This is a genomic window from Leclercia sp. UBA1284 (assembly GCF_002308415.1).
In the GTDB taxonomy this organism is placed as follows: Bacteria; Pseudomonadota; Gammaproteobacteria; order Enterobacterales; family Enterobacteriaceae; genus Enterobacter; species Enterobacter pneumoniae.
The window spans coordinates 161628-181587 of sequence record NZ_DBUS01000002.1; the positions used below are offsets into that span (position 1 = coordinate 161628).

Sequence of the window (19960 nt, forward strand, 5' to 3'; positions counted from 1 at the left end):
TTTATGCCTGCCCGTTAGTGATTTGAGAACCAGTTAAGCTTGTTGCGAAGTTCCACCACCCGGCCAACTACAATCAACGCCGGGCTTTCAACCTGTTGTGCCAGTTCACCCAGCTGCGTCAGAACGCCGTTCACCACCCGCTGCGTAACGGCGGTGCCGTTTTCCACCAGCGCGACGGGCATCTCTGCATCCATACCCTGCTCCAGCAGTTTCGCCTGAATCGTGGCGGCCTGGTTCAGCCCCATATAGAACACCAGCGTCTGTTTTTCAGCCGCCAGGTTGTGCCAGTCCAGTTCGCTGCCGGTTTTCAGGTGCCCCGTTACCAGACGTACGCTCTGGGCGTAATCACGATGGGTCAGCGGAATACCGGAGTAAGCCGAACAGCCAGAAGCTGCCGTAATACCGGGCACCACGGAGAAGGGAATGCCCGCTTCGCAGAGGGTTTCCAGCTCTTCGCCACCGCGGCCAAAGATAAAGGGATCGCCCCCCTTGAGACGCACCACGCGTTTACCTTTCTGCGCCTCGCGCAGCAGGATCTGATTAATCTCCTCCTGCGGTACGCAGTGGTAACCCGCGCGTTTGCCCACGAACACGCGATCCGCATCGCGTCGCACCAGGTTCATGATGTCGTCCGATACGAGGCGATCGTAAACCACGATATCTGCCTGCTGGATCTGCTGCAGCCCCTTCAACGTCAGCAAGCCTGCATCACCCGGGCCTGCGCCAACCAGTACCACTTCACCGCGATGATCCAGCGGCTCGCTCAGCAGTTGCGCTGTCGTCTCTTCAATGGCCTTCTGATCCTGATTCGCCAGCGACTGCGCCAGCCTGTCGTTAACAAAGAATTTTTCCCAGAAGCGGCGGCGTTCCCCAACGGTCTGGAAAGTTTGCTTCACGCGGGAGCGAAGTTGCCCGGCGTAGTGTGCAATCTGCCCGAGGTGCTGCGGCAGCAGGGCCTCCAGCTTTTCCCGTAACAGGCGAGCCAGAACGGGCGAACGTCCTCCGGATGACACCGCAATCATCAGCGGCGAACGGTCGATGATGGAGGGCATGATAAAGCTCGCCTCTTTCGGCGCATCCACCACGTTACAGAAGATGCGGCGAACTTCGCAGGCATCGCTGACGCGCTGGTTCACATCATCATTGTCCGTGGCTGCGATGGTCAGCCAGCATGTATCAAGCAGGGATTCATCAAACTCGCCAGGCGCAAGGGTGAGCATCCCTTCCTTCGCCCAGACATCAAACTGCGGCGCGAACGCGAGAGCGTTGACGGTCAGTCGTGCACCTGCCTCTAACAGCAGACGTGCTTTGCGTTCGGCGACATCACCACCGCCCACCAGCAGGCAGTCGCGGTTGCGTAATTGACAAAATATTGGCAGGTGATCCACGACATTACCTCTTAAGAATGGGCTTTCGCCGGTGCTGTTGCGATGTTGGCCGGAGTCGGACGCTCCGCTTTAGGGGTAGCATACCAGTAACCTAAGCCCATAAATACTGCACCCGAAAGGGTATTGCCCAGGGTTACCCACAACAGGTTATGGCCGATACCCGAAAGGGTGAAAGCTTCGCTATGGTGTCCAAACCAGGAGAGGGCGAAGAGGGTCATGTTTGCCACGGAGTGCTCGTAGCCGGAGGCGATGAACGCCAGCAGGCACCACCAGATAGCGATAAACCTGGCCGCGCCTTCGGTACGGATTGCCATCCATATTGCCAGGCATACCAGCCAGTTACAGAGCGCGCCCTTGAAGAACAGAGCCATAGCTGGCTGAGTCGTCTTCGCCAGCGCTACGGAGTGAACGATGCTGGTATCCACAGGCAGCAGGCTTCCGCCACCCCAGCTATACAGCAGCGCGACGAAGACCGAGCCCAGCAGGTTACCCATCCAGGTTTGCGGCAGGATGGCCCACATCTGGCCCTGAGTAATGGTGCCCGCTTTAACGCCCAGCGTCAGGAACATGGTATGGCCCGTGAAGAGCTCCGAGCCGGCGATGATGACCAGGGTTAACGCGATACCAAAGGTTGCGCCCATCACCAGCGGACGAACAGAGGGCTCCAGCAGATTGCCAAGGGTGAAGATCAAGATGATGCCCAGACCAACGTAGGCGCCCGCCATCGCTGAGCTGACCCAAAACCCGAGGGGATTATTCTTGCTGAGCCGTGCGATGCGCGCAGCGTTAGCCGCACACTTGTTGATAGTGTCTGTAAACATGGTTTGATTATCCTGAAAATAAAAAGAAAAATTTAAAAAAAGGGAGGCGTTGCGCCTCCCAATAAGTGTTTAACCGCGCAGTTGCACCTGCCCATCCTTCACCCGGACGTCATAGTGCTTCACGGAGTGGCCTTCATCTTCCATACAGAGCCCGTCGCTCAGACGGAAACGCTGTTTTTTCAGCGGACTGGCAACCCACAGTTCACCCTGGTGTTCAGCAATCAGGCCGCGGGAGAGCACGCTGGACTCGAAGAACGGGTCGATATTGCTGATGGCAAAAACCTGTTCATCGTGACGTGGACGGAAAATGGCGACCTGCTCGTTACCTAAAAGCGCACATACGCCGGTTGCAGGCAGAATAGCGTCAATGCTGCAGATGTTTACCCACTGGCTCATACGTTTTCCTCCACCAGAGTGACGGGAATGCGTTCATACGGTGTTGCAGGACGGTGCTGCTCGCGCTCAGGCACCACCTGCACGTTCGGGTCGCGCTGGGTGCTGTTGATGAAGTGTTTGAAGCGAACCTGAGCGGCCGGGGTGTTCACGGTTTCTGTCCACTCGCAAATCACCGCGTCGCGCAGGCGGGCCATCTCTTCTTCCAGGTGTGCGTTCAGACCCAGTTTGTCGTCAATAATGACCGACTTCAGATAGTCGATGCCGCCTTCCAGATTATCTAACCACGGGGCGGTACGGGTCAGTTTGTCCGCAGTGCGGATGTAGAACATCATGAAGCGGTCGAGGTATTTGATCAGCGTTTCGCGATCAATGTCCGCTGCCAGCAGATCCGCATGACGTGGTTTCATCCCGCCGTTACCGCAGACGTACAGGTTCCAGCCCTTCTCGGTAGCAATGATACCCACGTCTTTACCCTGCGCTTCCGCACATTCACGGGTACAGCCGGAGACGCCAAACTTCATTTTGTGTGGCGTACGGATGCCTTTGTAGCGGTTTTCCAGCTCAACGCCGAAGCCCACGCTATCGCCCACGCCGTAGCGGCACCAGGTACTGCCTACGCAGGTTTTCGCCATACGCAGCGCTTTAGCATATGCGTGACCGGTTTCGAAACCAGCTTCAATCAACTGACGCCAGATTTCCGGCAGGTCATCTTTCTGCGCACCAAACAGGCCGATACGCTGAGAACCGGTGATTTTGGTATAGAGGTTAAACTCGCGTGCAATGCGACCAACCGCGACCAGCCCTTCCGGCGTGATTTCGCCACCGGCAGAGCGTGGGATCACCGAGTAGGTACCATCTTTCTGGATGTTGGCCAGGAAGTTGTCGTTGGTATCCTGCAGCGGCGTATGCTGCGGTTTAAGGATGTAGTCGTTCCAGCACGAGGCCAGCAGTGAGCCCACTGTCGGTTTACACACTTCACAGCCATAACCCTGGCCGTGTTTTTCCAGCAACTCGTCGAAGGATTTGATGCCTTCAACACGAATCAGGTGATACAGCTCCTGGCGAGAGTAAGCGAAATGCTCGCACAGGTTGTTATTCACTTCGATGCCCTGTTTGGCCAGCTCGGCGTTCAGCACTTGAGTTACCAGCGGGATACAACCCCCGCAGCCGGTACCGGCTTTGGTTTCGGCTTTCAGCGCCGCAACGGTGTGACAGCCTTTGTTGATGGCCGCAACCAGCATGCCTTTGGTGACGTCGAAGCAGGAGCAGATCTGCGCGCTATCCGGCAGTTTATCCACGCCGATAGACGGCTTACCGCTGGACGCGTGCGCCGGGAGGATCAGGGCATCCGGATTCTCCGGCAGCTCAATCCCGTTCAGAACCAGTTGCAACAGGTTACCGTAGTCGCTGGTGTCGCCCACCAGCACCGCGCCAAGCAGGGTTTTGTTATCCGGGCTAACGATTAGGCGTTTATAGACCTCTTTGCTTTCGTCGAGGTAAACGTAGCTGCGAGAGTTCGGGGTGCGACCATGTGCATCACCGATGCCGCCCACGTCCACGCCCAGCAGTTTCAGCTTGGCGCTCATGTCGGCGCCCGAGAAGGCATTTTCATTACCCAGGATATGGTCTGCAACGACCTGCGCCATTTTGTAGCCAGGGGCGACCAGACCGTAGACGTGGTTCTCCCAGCTGGCACACTCACCGATGGCGTAAATATCCGGATCGGAGGTCTGACAGGTGTCATTAATCATGATCCCGCCGCGCTGGGCCACGGCCAGGCCGCACTGGGTCGCCAGTTTGTCGCGAGGACGAATACCGGTAGAGAAGACGATAAAGTCGACTTCCAGCTCGCTGCCGTCAGCAAAGCGCATCGTTTTACGCGCCTCGGTACCTTCCTGCACGATCTCTTTGGTATTTTTGCTGGTGTGTACCTTCACACCCATACTTTCGATTTTGCGTTTCAGCTGATCGCCACCCATGTGGTCGAGCTGTTCTGCCATTAGCATCGGGGCAAATTCGATGACGTGGGTTTCAACGCCTAAGTTCTTCAGCGCACCGGCCGCTTCCAGACCGAGCAGACCGCCGCCGACGACCGCGCCGCGTTTGCTACGGCGGGCGCAGGACTCGATGGCGTTCAGATCTTCAATGGTGCGATAAACGAAGCAATCCTGGGTTTCCGAGCCTTTAATGGGCGGGATCCATGGATAGGAGCCAGTCGCCATGATCAGCTTGTCGTAAAAAACCGTGCGTCCCGCACTGGAATGAATCACTTTTTCCTGACGGTTAATGGTGATAGCGCGCTCGCCCACCAGCACCTTCACGCCATGCTTCTCGTAAAAGCCGTCACGCACCAGAGAGAGCTCTTCGGCAGTGTGGTGAGAGAAGTAGGAGGAGAGGTGCACGCGGTCGTACGCCTTACGGGGTTCTTCACAGAACACGGTAATGTCGAACTGGTCAGCCTCGGCTTTATCGAGAAGATCCTCAATAAAGCGGTGGCCGACCATGCCGTTACCGATGATAGCGAGTCTGACTTTGCTCATTTTTGCCTCGATTTCTTTTCTATTACTGCCTACCTTAACGATTCAGCAAAGCCACTTATTGATGTAAATCAAATACGCCTTCAACTACTCCTTAGTGAGTAGATACCTGATTTGTCAGGGATTTTATAAGTTGCGGAAATATCGAGCTTTTCGTCTTTGTTGAATTTGTGTACAAATTACAGGGTTATTATGCCGATCCGGCTACCTCTAAATTTCAGCCGCGTTTTTCAGGAGAACATCATGAGTACAGCTCCGCTTTGGCTTATCCAGAATGTCCGTTTACCTGGCCGTGAAGGGCTCTGGCAACTTGCCGTGGAGAACGGTCATTTTGGCGAGATTACGCCGATGGGCGATGCCCACGCTGAAAGTTATGAAGTGCTTAATGGCCGCGGCGGCCTGGCGATCCCGCCGTTTATTGAGCCGCATATTCATCTCGATACCACCCAGACCGCAGGTGAGCCGAACTGGAACCAGTCCGGCACCCTGTTCGAGGGCATTGAACGTTGGGCGGAGCGCAAGGCGCAGCTGAGCCACGACGATGTGAAAGCACGCGCCTGGAAGACGCTGAAATGGCAAATTGCCAACGGCATCCAGTTTGTACGTACCCACGTGGATGTCTCCGACCCGACGCTTACCGCCCTGAAGGCCATGCTGGAGGTGAAGCAGGAGGTGACGCCGTGGGTGACGCTGCAAATCGTGGCATTTCCGCAGGAGGGGATCCTCTCTTACCCGAACGGCGCGGCGCTGCTGGAAGAGGCGTTAAAGCTGGGGGCGGATGTGGTCGGCGCAATCCCGCATTTTGAGTTCACCCGCGAATATGGCGTGGAGTCGCTGCACATCGCCTTCGCGCTGGCGAAGAAATATGACCGTCCGCTGGACATTCACTGCGATGAAATCGACGACGAACAGTCACGGTTTGTCGAGACGGTGGCAACCCTGGCCTATGAGGCAGGCATTGGCCCGCGCGTGACCGCCAGCCACACCACCGCTATGCACTCCTACAATGGCGCTTATACCTCGCGGCTGTTCCGGCTGCTGAAGATGTCGGGGATTAACTTTGTGGCTAACCCGCTCGTGAATATCCACCTGCAGGGTCGCTTTGACGACTACCCTAAGCGTCGCGGCATTACCCGGGTTAAAGAGCTGCAGGAGGCGGGGATTAACGTCTGCTTCGGCCATGATGACGTTTTTGATCCCTGGTACCCACTCGGCACCAGCAATATGCTGCAGGTGCTGCATATGGGGCTACATGTGTGCCAGATGATGGGTTATTCGCAGATCGACAGTGGGCTGAACCTGATCACTCACAACAGCGCCCGCACCTTCGGACTGAGTGATTACGGCATCGAGACGGGAAATCCGGCGAACCTGATTATTTTGCCCGCGGAGAGCGGTTTTGAAGCGGTGCGCTGTCAGGTGCCGGTACGCTGGTCAATTCGTCACGGGCGGGTGATTGCCACCACGCAGCTGGCGCAGACCTGGATTCAGATGGACAACGGTGGGGAGGAGGTATTCTTTACGAAAAACAGCCCCTTCGCAGAGCGCAAAGGGGCATAAGGATTAGTGCGACGCTGCCGCCATGTTGTGCTGGCGGTGGCGGGTCACAAAGCCCAGTACCAGACACATAACAAACACCACGGCGTACAGACCGTTAGCGGTATGCAGGGCGGCCAGCGGGCCGTTGTGCGCCACGATCGGGCCGGTAACCACAAAGGTCAGCATGGTGCCGATGGTGCCGCAGGTCAGAACGAAGTTCACCAGCTTCGGCGAGGCCACTTTGGTCTGCAGCGATCCCAGCGTAATGATGGAGGTATAAATCGCGCTGGAGAAGAAGCCCAGGGTCAGAATGAACCATGGCATATGCTCCGGTGAACCGTTGATGAACAGATACATCAGCACGGTTGCCAGCCCCGCCAGTACGGTCAGAATGCGCTGCAGGTCGAAGAAGCGCAGGATGAAGCTAAACGCCCACATACCGAACATGTAAGACATCCAGAAATCGCTCACCAGTTTACCCGCGTCATTCAGGCTCATGCCCAGACCTTTCGCATATTCCGGTACCCAGGAGATAAAGCCCAGCTGCCCCAGGATGTAGCACAGGGCGGCGATAGAGAGAAACAGTACGCCGATGCCCCATTTCTCTTTCACCACCGGCTCTGAGGTCGTCTGCGCTTTTTTGCCCAGCACCGGGAAGTCGCAGCCGAAGGTCAGAATAAAGATCGCCACGTACACCAGCCCGATGCAGGCATATACCCAGTACCACTCAATGCTACGCGCCAGCAGCACGGCAGCCACCATCGGGAATATCATCCCGGCCATGCTGAAGAAGGAGTCGGTAAAGAGCAGGCGAGCGCCGCGCTGACGGCCTTCATACATGTGAGTAATCAGGAAGGTACCGATGGACATGGTGATCCCGCTCACCAGACCCAGTACGAACATGGCGGCAGAGAAGAGCGCGATGCTGTGGCTGAGCATCAGGCCCGCCACGGCGGCAACCATCAGCACAAAGCCAAAGCGCAGCTGTGTTTTCAGCGGGACAATTTCCATCAGCCAGGCGTTCAGGAAGATGGAGATCAAGATCCCCGCGTTAAGGAAGGTGAAGGTGTTACTCATGCTGGAAACGGGCAGCTGGAAGTAGTCTGCGATATTTCCCATCACCATCCCGGTGACGATCACCAACGCGCCGGTCAGGGCGTAGGAGAAGAAGCTGATCCATGTGAGCTTGATGCGATTGCTGTTAGTCATGTCTGGCCTGTTCAAAAAGAGAAGCGCCGGAAAGGGCGCTGAGAGCGGGCAGATTTTAGACATTAAAGTGATCCATTCATATCTTTTAAGAGAAATTTGAAGATCGTTGCAGTTTTATATGTGATCCAGATCACATTAATCGGCGAGATAACCAATCGTTTGCGCGGTAATAATTGTTTCATTTTCGTAAAATTAGGTAAAAGGCTGGTCTCGGCTCATACTGCTCTTTAGAATCAAGCCATTCGCTTTTTATACTGCGCTTTGTTAAGGAATTCTCATGCTCAAATCAACACTGGCGGCTGTTGCAGCTGTGTTTGCTCTTTCTGCCGTTTCTCCTGCTGCGCTGGCAGCGAAAGGAGACCCTCACGTTCTGTTGACCACTTCCGCCGGCAACATTGAGCTGGAACTGAATAGCCAGAAAGCCCCTGTATCGGTAAAAAACTTCCTCGATTACGTAAACAGTGGCTTCTATAACAACACCACCTTCCACCGTGTGATCCCGGGCTTTATGATCCAGGGCGGCGGTTTCACCGAGCAGATGCAGCAGAAGAAGCCTAACCCGCCAATCAAAAACGAAGCGGATAACGGACTGCTGAACAAGCGCGGCACCATCTCTATGGCGCGTACCGCTGATAAAGACAGCGCAACCAGCCAGTTCTTCCTCAATGTGGCTGACAATGCCTTCCTCGATCACGGACAGCGTGATTTTGGCTATGCAGTGTTCGGTAAAATTGTGAAAGGAATGGACGTGGCGGATAAGATTTCTCAGGTGCAGACTCACGACGTGGGCCCATACCAAAATGTTCCGTCAAAACCGGTAGTTATCCTCTCCGCGAAAGTCCTGCCTTAATCGCCCTTCACGCGGACATTCTACGTCCGCGATGCGTTTTCCTCCCTGCGGAACCGCTATTTGCTGCTTATACTTGTGGCAAACACGGACACAAGCAGGGAGGACATAAGTGAAAAAGCTCACCGATAAGCAAAAATCCCGTCTCTGGGAGCAGCTACGAAATGCCAATTTCCGGGCCAGTCGCCTCCTTGAGGGGGTCGACAGTCCACTGGTTACGCTTAATGCGGAAGAAGCGCAGGTGCGCCTTGAGGAACTCAGGAGGCACTATGAGCGATAAATACGGCGACGGTCGCGACCCTTATCTCTATCCCGGTTTGAATGTGATGCGTAACCGGCTGGGAATTCGCCAGGCCGAACGCCTTGCGCAGGCGGCCTATGAACTGACGGCTCTGCGCGCTGCAACTTTGCCCCTGGGGCCCTCTGCGCGCGGCTTGCCACATCTGTGCGCCATTCATCGCCATCTTTACCAGGATGTGTTTGACTGGGCGGGTGAGATTCGCGAAATCGATATTTACCAGGGGGACACCCGTTTTTGTCACTTCGCCTATATCGAAAAAGAGGGCAATGCCCTGATGCAGGATTTGGAGGATGAGGCGTACCTGGTGGGGTTGAACCCAGAGGAGTTTGTTGCCCGCCTCAGCCATTATTATTGTGAAATTAACGTCCTGCATCCATTCCGTATTGGCAATGGTATTGCGCAGCGCATTTTCTTTGAACAACTGGCTATTCATGCGGGTTACCAGCTTAACTGGCGCGATATTGATCCCGAGGCCTGGGCACAGGCCAATCAGAGCGGGGCGATGGGCGATCTCAGCGCGTTGCAGACCATCTTTGGCAAAGTGGTGAGCGAAGCGGGAGAATCTGAGTAAAATAGGGCGGCGATTGTTGACCCGGAGCCGCCATGATTTTACTGATTGATAATTACGATTCGTTCACCTGGAACCTGTACCAGTATTTTTGCGAGCTGGGGGCAGAGGTGGAAGTACGGCGAAACGATGCGCTAACGCTGGCGGATATCGCTGCTCTGGATCCACAAAAAATCGTTATCTCGCCTGGCCCCTGCACGCCTGATGAGTCAGGGATCTCGCTTGAGGTCATCCGCCATTATGCCGGTAACATACCGCTGCTCGGCGTCTGCCTCGGCCATCAGGCCATTGCTCAGGTATTTGGCGCGAGCATTGTCCGTGCAGCAAGGGTCATGCATGGTAAAACCAGCCCCATCACCCATAGCGGGACCGGCGTTTTCCAGGGGCTAAACAACCCGCTCACCGTGACCCGCTATCACTCGCTGTTAATTGATCCTGCTACGCTTCCCGCCTGCTTTGAGGTCACCGCCTGGAGTGAGACGCAGGAGATCATGGGTATCCGCCATCGTGAGTGGGATCTGGAAGGCGTCCAGTTCCATCCGGAGAGCATTCTTAGCGAGCAGGGGCACCAACTGCTGGCTAATTTCCTTCATCGTTGATTTTTAGTTGCCACAAAGTGATTTTTTAAGCATATTTCGTGATTATATTTTCACTTCCTGTTTTTGCTTAAAAAAGGGTGGGGTTACATGGCAACTGAACAATCTGCAATTACACGCGCGACATTCGACGACGTCATTCTGCCAGTTTATGCACCGGCTGAATTTATCCCGGTTAAGGGGAAAGGGAGCCGCGTCTGGGATCAGCAGGGGAAAGAGTACGTTGATTTCGCCGGCGGGATTGCGGTTACCGCGTTAGGCCACTGCCACCCGGCGCTGGTAGAGGCGCTGAAAACTCAGGGCGAGACCCTGTGGCACACCAGCAACGTCTTCACCAATGAACCCGCCCTGCGCCTGGGACGTAAGATCATTGATGCGACCTTTGCCGAACGTGTGTTGTTTATGAACTCGGGGACCGAAGCCAACGAAACTGCCTTTAAACTGGCCCGTTACTATGCCTCTACCCGCCATAGCCCCTACAAAACCAAAATCATCGCTTTTCATAATGCCTTTCACGGGCGGTCGTTATTCACGGTTTCCGTTGGCGGCCAGCCGAAATATTCCGATGGATTTGGCCCGAAACCGGCTGACATCATCCATGTTCCCTTCAATGATCTGCATGCGGTGAAGGCGGTGATGGACGATCATACCTGCGCCGTAGTGGTGGAGCCGATTCAGGGCGAAGGCGGCGTGACGGCGGCGACGCCGGCGTTTCTGCAGGGGCTGCGCGATCTGTGCGACCAGCATCAGGCGCTGCTGGTCTTTGACGAAGTACAGAGTGGCATGGGCCGAACCGGCGAGCTTTTTGCCTATCAACATTACGGCGTGACGCCAGATATTCTCACCAGCGCTAAAGCGCTGGGCGGCGGCTTCCCGATCAGCGCGGTGCTCACCACGCAGGATATCGCCTCCGCATTCCACGTGGGGTCTCACGGCTCTACTTACGGCGGTAATCCGCTTGCCTGCGCTATTGCGGGCGCGGCCTTTGATATTATTAATACGCCCGAAGTGCTTAGCGGTGTGAACGCGAAGCGTGAACGCTTTGTAAAACAGCTGCAGCAGATCGACGAGCAGTATGACGTTTTCAGCGAAATCCGTGGGATGGGGCTGCTGGTCGGTGCTGAGCTTAATCCGCAGTTTAAAGGGCGGGCGCGTGATTTCCTGCACGCTGCGGCACAGGAAGGGGTGATGGTCCTCAATGCGGGCCCGGACGTGATGCGCTTTGCCCCTTCGCTGGTGGTGGAAGATAACGATATTGACGAGGGGTTGAGCCGTTTTGCCGCCGCGGTGAAGAGCGTGGTCCAGGCCTGATCAGTACGGCGTCCGCTTCAAGATACGGGTTAACCAGACGCCGTGATGCGGACGTTGACGCCATGCCACCGACGAAATGGTGTGCATGGTGCTCAAATGCCCCAGTATGCGTTGTAGATGCTGCTCCAGGGTGCTCATCGGCCCGTGGGTCAGCGTCTCCGGCGCTTCCAGAATATTGGCGTCGCCACTCTCTCCCGGCGCGTCATAATCCAGCCGCTGCTGACAACGCTGCAGCGCAATTTCACAAGACTGCAGATAGCGCTCGGCCAGATCCGGCGTCAGCATGGTGTGTTCCCGTGCCAGCGTCGTCATGGCATTGATATGTTCTACGATGAACTGGCTGTGCGTGACCCACAGCTTCATGTCGGCCAGGTAGTGTGAATTGAACCCCGGCTCCTGCATCGCCTGATTCAGCGAGTTGAACAGGGCGTTGTGCGCCTGGTTCACCTTCATGCGCTGCCAGGCAAGCGGTGTTGGCTGAGGGTCACTGCTCAGGATCAGGCGAATAGCCTCCTGGTCGGCTTCCAGCGCATCGTGGGCGTTCTGTCGTAGCAACCCGCTTTGCCACTGCGGCCACAACCACACCATGCCGCCAAAAGCGATTAAACAGCCTATCAGCGTGTCTGCGAGACGGGCGATGATAAACTGATCGCCGTTCAGCGTGAGGAGCTGCAGCGTGTACACCGCGGTCACCGTAAAGCCGACCGTCGCCCAGCCGTAGTTTTTACGAATGATCAGATAGCTCACCAGCGTAATCAGCAGCATGCTCAGTAACGTAAAGCCCTCCGGCACGTGGAAGTGCAGCGTGGCACCCGCGATAATCAGCCCTGCCAGGGTACCGCCTGCCCGGTGGAATATGCGTACCCGCGTCGCCCCGTAGCCGTTTTGCGTAACCAGCAGGACGGTCATAAGGATCCAGTAGGGCTTCGGTAAATGGAGGGCCATTCCCATCAGGCTGGCGATGCTGAGCATGACGCTGATACGTGCGGCATTGCGCAGCGCGGAAGACTTGAGCGACAGATAACTTTTCAGCGCCGGGAAGAGCGGCAGACGTTTTTGCTTATCGGCCATCAGGTCGCGCGAGTAGAGCGGACGCTGGGTACGTAGCACGCGGGCGATGCGGCTAAAGTGCCAGGCACAGAACTGCCCAACCGGGTTTTCCGGGTGCTGCCGGGCGATTTTCTCCAGCGCCCCCAACTGCTTGTCCATGCTGAAGCGGGTGGGGTAGCGGTGATAGAGAATATTATCCGAGAGCACACGCAGGCGTGCGGCGACGGTCTGGGCATTCCATCTGATCACGGCTTCGGCGTGGCTGCGTTCCACCAGCTTTTGCACCTCTTCCGGGTGATGCAGGCTGACGGAGATATGCTCCTGCAAGTCGAGCCCGACCTGGAAGGTTCGCAACAGACGTTTGTATTCGTGATTTCTGTTAGCTGCCAGCATGTGTAACTGCTGATAACACTGGCTGATAAGATCCACCACCTTCTGCTGGCGGACCAGCAGCGGCGGCAGGGATTTTTCCGGGTCGGTATGCTGGGTGAGCAGGGTATATTTCGCTTCGCAGTAGTCAGCAAGCTGGCGGTACAGCAAGCTCAGCGATTCCCGCAGCGGCTGTTCGCGCCACATCCAGAACCAGAACCAGTTAAACAGCCCATACCAGAGCGTGCCCAGCGTATAGATCAGCAACGGCTCCCACACCGGCATATTGCCCGCCAGGCTCAGGGTAAAGATGGCGGCAATTAGCGAGGCGGGTAGCAGCCTGGCATGCAAAGAGCTGATCTCTGCCGTCACCCCTAGCGTCATCGCCAGCAGGGTGAGGATCAGGGGCAGGGGGATGTCGCGGGCCAGCAGTAACTGGACGGCGAGGCTACAGCCGGCAAAGAGCGAGCCGCCAACGATCAGGCGTTTGAAAAAACGTTTATGGGGAGTATCCAGCCCTGCGATGTTGCAGCAGGCAGGCACGAGAGAGAAGAGCAGACCCTGTTGCAGGTGGCCGAGAATCAGACCGACGGCCACAGGAAGACACAGCACCAGCGTTTGTCGGAGTGCGTAGTTAACTTCCGGGTGATAAATCAGCCTGCGCCACATAGATGCCAGAGACAAAAACGGCGTGACATCTTGCGATGGCACGCCGTTCTTTCGGAATTAACGCGTCCCGTAAACCACGATCGTTTTGCCGTGGGCGGAGATCAGGTTCTGATCTTCCAGCATTTTCAGAATACGGCCAACGGTTTCGCGGGAACAACCCACAATCTGACCAATCTCCTGACGGGTGATTTTGATCTGCATACCATCCGGGTGGGTCATCGCGTCAGGTTGTTTTGCCAGATTCAGCAGCGTCTGAGCGATACGGCCGGTCACGTCCAGGAAGGCGAGGTTACCCACTTTCTCAGAAGTCACCTGCAGGCGGCGTGCCATCTGCGAGGAGAGGCGCATCAGAATGTCCGGGTTCACCTGGATCAGCTGGCGGAACTTCTTGTAGGAGATCTCAGCCACTTCACACGCGGTTTTTGCCCGTACCCAGGCGCTACGTTCCTGACCTTCTTCAAACAGGCCCAGTTCGCCAATAAAGTCGCCCTGGTTCAGATAAGAAAGGATCATCTCTTTCCCTTCTTCATCTTTGATCAACACGGCCACGGAGCCTTTAACGATGTAATACAACGTTTCCGCTTTTTCACCCTGGTGAATCAGCGTGCTCTTCGATGGGTACTTATGAATGTGGCAATGAGACAAGAACCATTCGAGAGTCGGGTCTGTTTGCGGTTTGCCAAGCACCATGCGCTGTTATCCTCTGTTATAAGCTGTCTCCAGAGCCGGGATGGACGCCTTCACTCTGGGGTTGCAATCGAATTCTTCCCCATTCCTGGGAATCGGGCTGTCACAATATTCAGCAGCCTGTAATGTGTGATGTCCTCTGCATACATGCGTAATGTCAATGTATTACTGTAGCATCCAGACTGTTTTAGCATAGCTTTAGCCGCCTGTCTCCTGGTGTCTCGCTTCAGCTTGATACAGGTCGCCTTCCGTTGCCAGAATTGTTACTGGCGCGTAATCTGTCAGGAAAATTGCAACTTCGGAGTTAACTACAATGCAAGCGCGTGTGAAATGGGTTGAGGGCTTAACGTTCCTGGGCGAGTCGGCTTCCGGGCACCAGATTTTGATGGACGGCAACTCCGGAGATAAGGCGCCAAGCCCGATGGAGATGGTGCTGATGGCCGCCGGCGGTTGCAGCGCAATTGATGTGGTTTCAATCCTGCAAAAAGGTCGCCATGAGGTGACAAACTGCGAAGTGAAACTGACCTCGGAACGCCGTGAAGAGGCGCCGCGCCTGTTCACGCATATCAACCTGCACTTCATTGTCACGGGTAAAGAACTGAAAGACGCGGCAGTCTCCCGCGCCGTGGATCTGTCAGCAGAGAAGTATTGCTCCGTGGCGTTGATGCTGGAGAAAGCGGTGAATATTACGCATTCGTATGAGGTGATCGAAGCGTAATTTATGGGGCATCGTGCGTGTTGATGCCCTCACCCTAACCCTCTCCCACAGGGAGAGGGAACAGGCTTATGCGATCTTCTTCCCTTCCATCAATCTTTGCACCAGCGGCGTCATAATCAGCTCCATCGCCAGCCCCATCTTCCCGCCCGGCACGACCAGCGTATTCATGTGCGAAATAAATGAGCCCTGCAGCATCGCCAGCAGCCAGGGATAGTCGATATCCTCCAGGTTGCGGAAATGGATCACCACAAAGCTCTCATCCAGAGAGGGGATGGCTTTAGCCGCAAAGGGGTTAGAGGTATCCACCGTAGGGACGCGCTGGAAGTTGATGTGGGTGCGCGAGAACTGCGGCGTCAGGAAATTGATATAGTCTTCCATCGAGCGCACCACGGAGTCCATCACCGCCTCACGCGAATGTCCACGCTCGCTGGTATCGCGGGTCAGTTTCTGAATCCATTCGAGGTTGACGATAGGCACCACGCCCACCAGCAGGTCAACATGGCGCGCTACGTCATGCTGCGGCGTGACCACGCCGCCGTGCAGCCCTTCGTAAAACAGCACATCCGTCGGCTCCGGCAGCGGCTGCCAGGGGGTGAAGGTGCCCGGCACCTGATTCCAGGGCACCGCTTCGTCATAGGTGTGCAGGTATTTGCGTGACTGTCCTTTACCGCTCAGGCCATACTCGAGAAAGGTTTGCTCCAGCAGGCCGAAATCGTTCGCTTCCGGGCCGAAATAGCTGATGTGCTTACCCAGATCGCGCGCTTTACGAATGGCCATGTCCATCTCAGGACGGGTGTAGCGGTGAAAGCTGTCACCCTCGACTTCCGCGGCGCTTAAATGAAGCTGAGAGAAGATTTTACGAAAGGCGAGGCTGGTAGTGGTGGTGCCTGCACCACTCGATCCTGTGACGGCAATAACCGGATGTCTGGCGGACATAGCAACTCCCTGAGTAGAAAGATGAAGCGATTAACCGCGAAATTGATTGCGGGGCATGACGTTGACGGTTTCATGTAGCTCGGACCACACGATCAGTACCTCGCCGTTTTGCAGCTGACGCTTAACATCGGCCACTTTCTGTTCGAGCGTGCGTTCTTGTTCACCATAATCTGTGCCTTCACGTAACACAAAGCTTTCAATCAGATTATCCAGCGTTTCGGGAGCCAGATCTTGCCAGGGAATGATCATAGTTTCGGTTCCAGGTATGTTGTCAGCCAGTCCGGAATACGGGTTTCCAGCCACATCTGTGGACGACGCAACGTGCCGCCAACAAAGCCGACGTGGCCACCGTGCTCGGTCAGTTGATAATGGACGTTAGCGGGCAAAAATTCCTGCGCCGGGATGGAGTGATGATCCATAAAGGGATCGTCTTTAGCATGAATAATCAGCGTTGGCTTGGTGATCTTACTCAGTACGGGCATGGCGCTGCACTGGCGGTAATAGTCGATCGCATCGGCAAATCCGTGGATTTTCGCGGTGATCAGATCGTCGAATTCACGGATACGGCGCACTTTCTTCAGCTGGCGCAGGCTCACCGGCAGCGTGTCGGGATAAGCCTTCAGCTTTCGCGCTGCATTGGCTTTCAGCAGGTTCAGCAGATAGCGCTGATAGACGCGCGAAAAGCCTTTTTCCATATGGTAACTGCACTGCTCCAGCATAAACGGCGCCGAGACGATAGCGGCGGCATCCAGCGGAACGCTTTCACCCTCTTTCGCCAGCAGACAGGCGAGCATGTTTCCCCCGAGCGAATACCCCACCGCGGCGGTAGGAGCCGGGCCGAGCGTTTCGGCCAGCCAGCGCAGGAACCAGGTACCGTCTTCCGTTTCCCCGGAGTGATAGATGCGCTTTTGCCGATTTGGCTCGCCGCTGCATCCACGAAAATGCATCACCACGCCAAGCCAGCCGCGCGCTTTCGCCGCCTCAATCAGACCGTGAGCATAAGGGCTGTGCAGACTCCCCTCCAGGCCGTGGAACACCACCAGCCGGGGTTTATGTCGCGCACTGAGCGGCTCTTCACTCCAGGCTAAATCGACAAAATCATCATCGGGTAGGTCGAGACGCTGCCAATGCGGCGTAAAGCGCACTTTGCGGCGAATAAGGCGCGGCAGCATGGTTTGCAGATGGCGATTCGCCACGCCGCGCATGGGCACAAATTCTGCGCTCTCTTCGGTCGCAATGTCGAAGTCTGATGGAATAATTTGAGTCATAAGGATGATGATGATTCTTGTCTGAAATTTACTATACCTTCCGAATTGTACCCCGTTTAGCCCGTATTTCCGAAACATGAACTGATCCGGATCACATTTCCTAACGTTGATTATTACTCTCAGGCTAATGATTGCGCTCTACGCTTAATTGATGCCTTTCTCACCAGCGCGCACACTTTATTCAACGTTAAGCAAATCAGAATGATGTGCTGAATCAGGAGGTTAATAATGTTATCTGGGCAAACACCTACCCGGCAATGGAACACCAGACGCACGGAAAAAGCGCGTCGTCTGGCATCCGTACCGGTTCAGGGCAAGGTACTGCCGACTGGCGATTTTGTCGCCATGCTGGAAAAACTGATCGCACCAGGCGACAAAGTCGTTCTGGAAGGCAACAACCAGAAGCAGGCGGATTTTCTTTCCCGTTCACTCGCTGAAGTGAACCCGCAAATTGTGCATGACCTGCATATGATCATGCCAAGCGTCGGGCGCAGCGAGCATCTGGATATCTTCGAGAAAGGGATCGCCCGCAAGCTGGACTTCTCTTTCTCGGGTACCCAGAGCCTGCGTATTTCGCAGTTGCTGGAAGATGGCCAGCTCGAAATTGGCGCGATTCACACCTATATCGAACTCTATTCCCGCCTCTACGTCGACCTCTCGCCCAACGTGGCCCTGATTGCCGGTTTTAAAGCGGACCGTAAAGGTAACCTCTATACCGGAGCGAGCACCGAAGATACTCCGGCGCTGGTTGAAGCCGCCGCGTTCCACGACGGGATCGTCATCGCACAGGTGAACGAGCTGGTGGACGACGAATGCGATCTGCCGCGCGTGGATATTCCAGGCTCCTGGATCGACTACGTGGTAGTGGCCGACAAGCCGTTCTTTATTGAACCGCTGTTCACCCGCGACCCGCGCCTGATCAAACAGGAACACATCCTGATGGCGATGATGGCGATTAAGGGTATCTACGCGGAACATCAGGTGCAGTCCCTCAACCACGGGATCGGCTTTAACACCGCAGCGATTGAGCTGCTGCTGCCGACCTACGGCGAACAGCTCGGCCTGAAGGGCAAAATCTGTAAGCACTGGACTCTGAACCCACATCCAACGCTGATCCCGGCGATTGAGAGCGGCTGGGTGGAGAGCGTGCACTGCTTCGGCGGCGAGCTGGGGATGGAAGAGTACATCCGCGCCCGTCCGGACATCTTCTTTACCGGTGCCGACGGCTCCATGCGTTCCAACCGCGCCTTCTGCCAGCTAGCAGGCCAGTATGCGGTGGATATGTTTATCGGCTCCACCCTCCAGGTGGACGGCTACGCTAACTCCTCAACCGTGACCCGCGGGCGTCTCTCCGGCTTCGGCGGTGCGCCAAACATGGGTCACGATCCGCACGGTCGTCGCCACGCCACACCGGCCTGGCTGAACATGATCACCGAGCCTGACCCACTGCAGCGTGGTAAAAAACTGGTCGTACAGATGGTTGAAACCTTCCAGGCAGGCGTGAAGCCGACCTTCGTGGAGAAACTGGATGCCGTTGACGTGGCGAAAGCCTCCGGGATGCCGCTGGCACCAGTGATGATTTACGGCGATGACGTGACCCACGTTCTGACCGAAGAGGGGATTGCTTACCTCTATCGCGCCAAAGATCTGGAAGAGCGTCGGGCGATGGTTGCCGCCGTGGCGGGGATCACCGATATCGGTCTGGGCGTAGACGCCAAACGCGTCGCAGAGCTTCGTCAGAGCGGAAAAGTGGTTTACCCGGAAGATATGGGCATTCGCCGCACCGATGCCACCCGCTCACTGCTGGCGGCGGGCAGCGTGTCTGACCTCGTTGAGTGGTCCGGCGGTCTGTATAACCCACCTGCGAAATTCCGGAGCTGGTAATGAAACTTCTGCCCCAGATTCAGGTTGAAGGCGGTGCCGAATGGCTGGCGCGAACCGCCACGCAGTGTCTGATTGACGAAGCACGATTAAGCCCGAAACCCGGTCTGGTGGACAGTCGGGGGAACGGCGCGCACCACGATCTTACGCTGGCGCTGATGGAGCGCTCCGCGCACAGCCTGACCCCTACGTTTCAGGCGCTGGCGCAGCAAAGCTGGCAGCGTCCGGCTGACATCGCGCTCAGGCAAACCGTCGGGCGGCTTGGCCGCGAAGGCGAGCAGCAGATGATGAAGGCAACCGGCGGGGTCAATACCCACCGGGGTGCGATTTGGGCGCTGGGATTACTGGTCAGCGCGGTGGCGATGCAGGGCGGCGACGCCTCTGCGCAAACCGTCGCAGAGACCGCCGCCCGGCTGGCAAAACTGCCGGATGACGCCGCACCGAAAGTGTTCAGCAAAGGGCTACGCGCCACGCATCGCTATCGCGTGCCGGGTGCGCGTGAAGAGGCGCAGCAGGCGTTTCCGCACATCATGCAGCGTGCGCTGCCGCAGCTTCGTCTGAGCCGACTTAACGGCAGCAGCGAAGCGCAGGCGAGGCTCGACGCGCTGATGGCCATCATGACGTCGCTTACCGATACCTGCGTGCTGTCGCGCGCCGGAATGGAGGGGCTGGACGCCATGCAGGACGGCGCCCGCGCCGTGCTGAACGCCGGAGGGTGTGCCACGCCCGCAGGCCAACTGGCGCTGGCAACGTTAGATCGTCAGATGCTGGCACTCAACGCCTCACCGGGCGGCGCTGCCGACCTGCTTGCCGCCACGCTGTTTCTCGACCGCGTCGAAACGCCATATTCAAAGCATTAAGAGGATGTT

Annotated in this window: 19 protein-coding genes; 9 read left to right on the forward strand and 10 right to left on the reverse strand. The window is 56.4% G+C overall.

Annotation, left to right across the window (positions count from 1 at the left end):
* Positions 1-14 precede the first annotated feature (14 nt).
* The 4 genes from cysG to nirB form a co-directional block, all read right to left on the reverse strand.
* Positions 15-1388 (reverse strand): siroheme synthase CysG, encoded by a 1374-nt coding sequence (gene cysG / locus B3511_RS01175; RefSeq protein WP_286765057.1) that lies wholly within the window; start codon positions 1386-1388, stop codon positions 15-17.
* Between the two features lie 11 nt (positions 1389-1399).
* On the reverse strand, positions 1400-2209 hold the full coding sequence (nirC, locus tag B3511_RS01180) for a nitrite transporter NirC (RefSeq protein ID WP_207292515.1): 810 nt from the start codon (positions 2207-2209) through the stop codon (positions 1400-1402).
* Between the two features lie 69 nt (positions 2210-2278).
* On the reverse strand, positions 2279-2605 hold the full coding sequence (nirD, locus tag B3511_RS01185) for a nitrite reductase small subunit NirD (protein WP_040078310.1): 327 nt from the start codon (positions 2603-2605) through the stop codon (positions 2279-2281).
* Positions 2602-5145: a nitrite reductase large subunit NirB gene (gene nirB, locus B3511_RS01190; protein ID WP_286765060.1), complete on the reverse strand. Its 2544-nt coding sequence runs from the start codon at positions 5143-5145 to the stop codon at positions 2602-2604. The genes nirD and nirB overlap by 4 nt, the downstream gene beginning before the upstream one ends.
* A 240-nt stretch (positions 5146-5385) precedes the next feature.
* Between nirB and B3511_RS01195 the strand changes: the two genes are divergently transcribed.
* Positions 5386-6702 carry a cytosine deaminase gene (locus tag B3511_RS01195; protein WP_286765062.1) on the forward strand — a complete coding sequence of 439 codons (1317 nt, stop codon included), beginning with the start codon at positions 5386-5388 and terminating at the stop codon, positions 6700-6702.
* 3 nt (positions 6703-6705) lie between these two features.
* On the opposite strand, the gene tsgA is transcribed toward B3511_RS01195, so the two are convergent.
* The gene (gene tsgA, locus B3511_RS01200) at positions 6706-7890 is read right to left on the reverse strand and encodes an MFS transporter TsgA (protein WP_286765063.1); all 1185 of its coding nucleotides are present in this window, start codon (positions 7888-7890) and stop codon (positions 6706-6708) included.
* Positions 7891-8167: 277 nt separating this feature from the next.
* Here tsgA and ppiA point away from each other — a divergent pair, with 277 nt between their 5' ends.
* The 5 genes from ppiA (at position 8168) to argD (ending at position 11513) form a co-directional block, all read left to right on the forward strand.
* A complete protein-coding gene (gene ppiA, locus B3511_RS01205; protein WP_040078315.1) occupies positions 8168-8740 on the forward strand; it encodes a peptidylprolyl isomerase A in 573 nt (190 codons plus the stop codon).
* Positions 8741-8849: 109 nt separating this feature from the next.
* Positions 8850-9017, forward strand: a complete 168-nt coding sequence (locus tag B3511_RS01210; protein WP_072056378.1) for a YhfG family protein — start codon at positions 8850-8852, stop codon at positions 9015-9017.
* Complete coding sequence (locus B3511_RS01215; RefSeq protein WP_046886751.1) at positions 9007-9609, forward strand: putative adenosine monophosphate-protein transferase Fic; 603 nt, start codon at positions 9007-9009, stop codon at positions 9607-9609. Before B3511_RS01210 ends, B3511_RS01215 begins: the two co-directional genes overlap by 11 nt.
* A 32-nt stretch (positions 9610-9641) precedes the next feature.
* Entirely contained in the window at positions 9642-10205 is a 564-nt protein-coding gene (gene pabA, locus B3511_RS01220; protein WP_286765065.1) for an aminodeoxychorismate synthase component 2, read from the forward strand.
* An 87-nt stretch (positions 10206-10292) separates the two neighbouring features.
* Entirely contained in the window at positions 10293-11513 is a 1221-nt protein-coding gene (gene argD / locus B3511_RS01225) for a bifunctional acetylornithine/succinyldiaminopimelate transaminase (protein ID WP_286765067.1), read from the forward strand.
* Here the strand turns inward: argD and B3511_RS01230 are convergent, their stop codons facing one another.
* Complete coding sequence (locus tag B3511_RS01230) at positions 11514-13601, reverse strand: YccS/YhfK family putative transporter (RefSeq protein ID WP_286767822.1); 2088 nt, start codon at positions 13599-13601, stop codon at positions 11514-11516.
* A 57-nt stretch (positions 13602-13658) separates the two neighbouring features.
* The gene (gene crp, locus B3511_RS01235) at positions 13659-14291 is read right to left on the reverse strand and encodes a cAMP-activated global transcriptional regulator CRP (RefSeq protein ID WP_000242758.1); all 633 of its coding nucleotides are present in this window, start codon (positions 14289-14291) and stop codon (positions 13659-13661) included.
* A 310-nt stretch (positions 14292-14601) separates the two neighbouring features.
* Here crp and B3511_RS01240 point away from each other — a divergent pair, with 310 nt between their 5' ends.
* Positions 14602-15006, forward strand: coding sequence for an OsmC family protein (locus B3511_RS01240; RefSeq protein ID WP_040078321.1), 405 nt, complete (start codon positions 14602-14604; stop codon positions 15004-15006).
* Between the two features lie 66 nt (positions 15007-15072).
* Here B3511_RS01240 and B3511_RS01245 read toward each other — a convergent pair whose 3' ends face one another.
* The 3 genes from B3511_RS01245 to B3511_RS01255 are packed head-to-tail and all read right to left on the reverse strand — an operon-like array spanning position 15073 to position 17210.
* Positions 15073-15942, reverse strand: coding sequence for a phosphoribulokinase (locus B3511_RS01245; RefSeq protein ID WP_040078322.1), 870 nt, complete (start codon positions 15940-15942; stop codon positions 15073-15075).
* 30 nt (positions 15943-15972) lie between these two features.
* The gene (locus tag B3511_RS01250) at positions 15973-16191 is read right to left on the reverse strand and encodes a YheU family protein (protein WP_040078324.1); all 219 of its coding nucleotides are present in this window, start codon (positions 16189-16191) and stop codon (positions 15973-15975) included.
* Entirely contained in the window at positions 16188-17210 is a 1023-nt protein-coding gene (locus tag B3511_RS01255; RefSeq protein ID WP_040078325.1) for a hydrolase, read from the reverse strand. The genes B3511_RS01250 and B3511_RS01255 overlap by 4 nt, the downstream gene beginning before the upstream one ends.
* 228 nt (positions 17211-17438) lie before the next feature.
* Here B3511_RS01255 and mdcA point away from each other — a divergent pair, with 228 nt between their 5' ends.
* Both mdcA and B3511_RS01265 read left to right on the forward strand, forming a co-directional pair.
* Positions 17439-19094: a malonate decarboxylase subunit alpha gene (gene mdcA / locus B3511_RS01260; RefSeq protein ID WP_046886745.1), complete on the forward strand. Its 1656-nt coding sequence runs from the start codon at positions 17439-17441 to the stop codon at positions 19092-19094.
* Positions 19094-19951 (forward strand): triphosphoribosyl-dephospho-CoA synthase, encoded by an 858-nt coding sequence (locus B3511_RS01265; protein ID WP_286766560.1) that lies wholly within the window; start codon positions 19094-19096, stop codon positions 19949-19951. Before mdcA ends, B3511_RS01265 begins: the two co-directional genes overlap by 1 nt.
* Positions 19952-19960 lie beyond the last annotated feature (9 nt).

Excerpts from the sequence above, each read along its gene's own strand:
- B3511_RS01245 (WP_040078322.1), bottom strand. The coding sequence starts at position 15,942 with ATGTCCGCCAGACATCCGGTTATTGCCGTCACAGGATCGAGTGGTGCA.
- B3511_RS01265 (WP_286766560.1), top strand. The coding sequence starts at position 19,094 with ATGAAACTTCTGCCCCAGATTCAGGTTGAAGGCGGTGCCGAATGGCTG.
- B3511_RS01230 (WP_286767822.1), bottom strand. The coding sequence starts at position 13,601 with ATGTGGCGCAGGCTGATTTATCACCCGGAAGTTAACTACGCACTCCGA.
- nirC (WP_207292515.1), bottom strand. The coding sequence starts at position 2,209 with ATGTTTACAGACACTATCAACAAGTGTGCGGCTAACGCTGCGCGCATC.
- tsgA (WP_286765063.1), bottom strand. The coding sequence starts at position 7,890 with ATGACTAACAGCAATCGCATCAAGCTCACATGGATCAGCTTCTTCTCC.
- B3511_RS01195 (WP_286765062.1), top strand. The coding sequence starts at position 5,386 with ATGAGTACAGCTCCGCTTTGGCTTATCCAGAATGTCCGTTTACCTGGC.
- nirD (WP_040078310.1), bottom strand. The coding sequence starts at position 2,605 with ATGAGCCAGTGGGTAAACATCTGCAGCATTGACGCTATTCTGCCTGCA.
- mdcA (WP_046886745.1), top strand. The coding sequence starts at position 17,439 with ATGTTATCTGGGCAAACACCTACCCGGCAATGGAACACCAGACGCACG.
- nirB (WP_286765060.1), bottom strand. The coding sequence starts at position 5,145 with ATGAGCAAAGTCAGACTCGCTATCATCGGTAACGGCATGGTCGGCCAC.
- argD (WP_286765067.1), top strand. The coding sequence starts at position 10,293 with ATGGCAACTGAACAATCTGCAATTACACGCGCGACATTCGACGACGTC.
- B3511_RS01240 (WP_040078321.1), top strand. The coding sequence starts at position 14,602 with ATGCAAGCGCGTGTGAAATGGGTTGAGGGCTTAACGTTCCTGGGCGAG.
- pabA (WP_286765065.1), top strand. The coding sequence starts at position 9,642 with ATGATTTTACTGATTGATAATTACGATTCGTTCACCTGGAACCTGTAC.
- crp (WP_000242758.1), bottom strand. The coding sequence starts at position 14,291 with ATGGTGCTTGGCAAACCGCAAACAGACCCGACTCTCGAATGGTTCTTG.
- B3511_RS01250 (WP_040078324.1), bottom strand. The coding sequence starts at position 16,191 with ATGATCATTCCCTGGCAAGATCTGGCTCCCGAAACGCTGGATAATCTG.
- ppiA (WP_040078315.1), top strand. The coding sequence starts at position 8,168 with ATGCTCAAATCAACACTGGCGGCTGTTGCAGCTGTGTTTGCTCTTTCT.
- B3511_RS01255 (WP_040078325.1), bottom strand. The coding sequence starts at position 17,210 with ATGACTCAAATTATTCCATCAGACTTCGACATTGCGACCGAAGAGAGC.
- B3511_RS01215 (WP_046886751.1), top strand. The coding sequence starts at position 9,007 with ATGAGCGATAAATACGGCGACGGTCGCGACCCTTATCTCTATCCCGGT.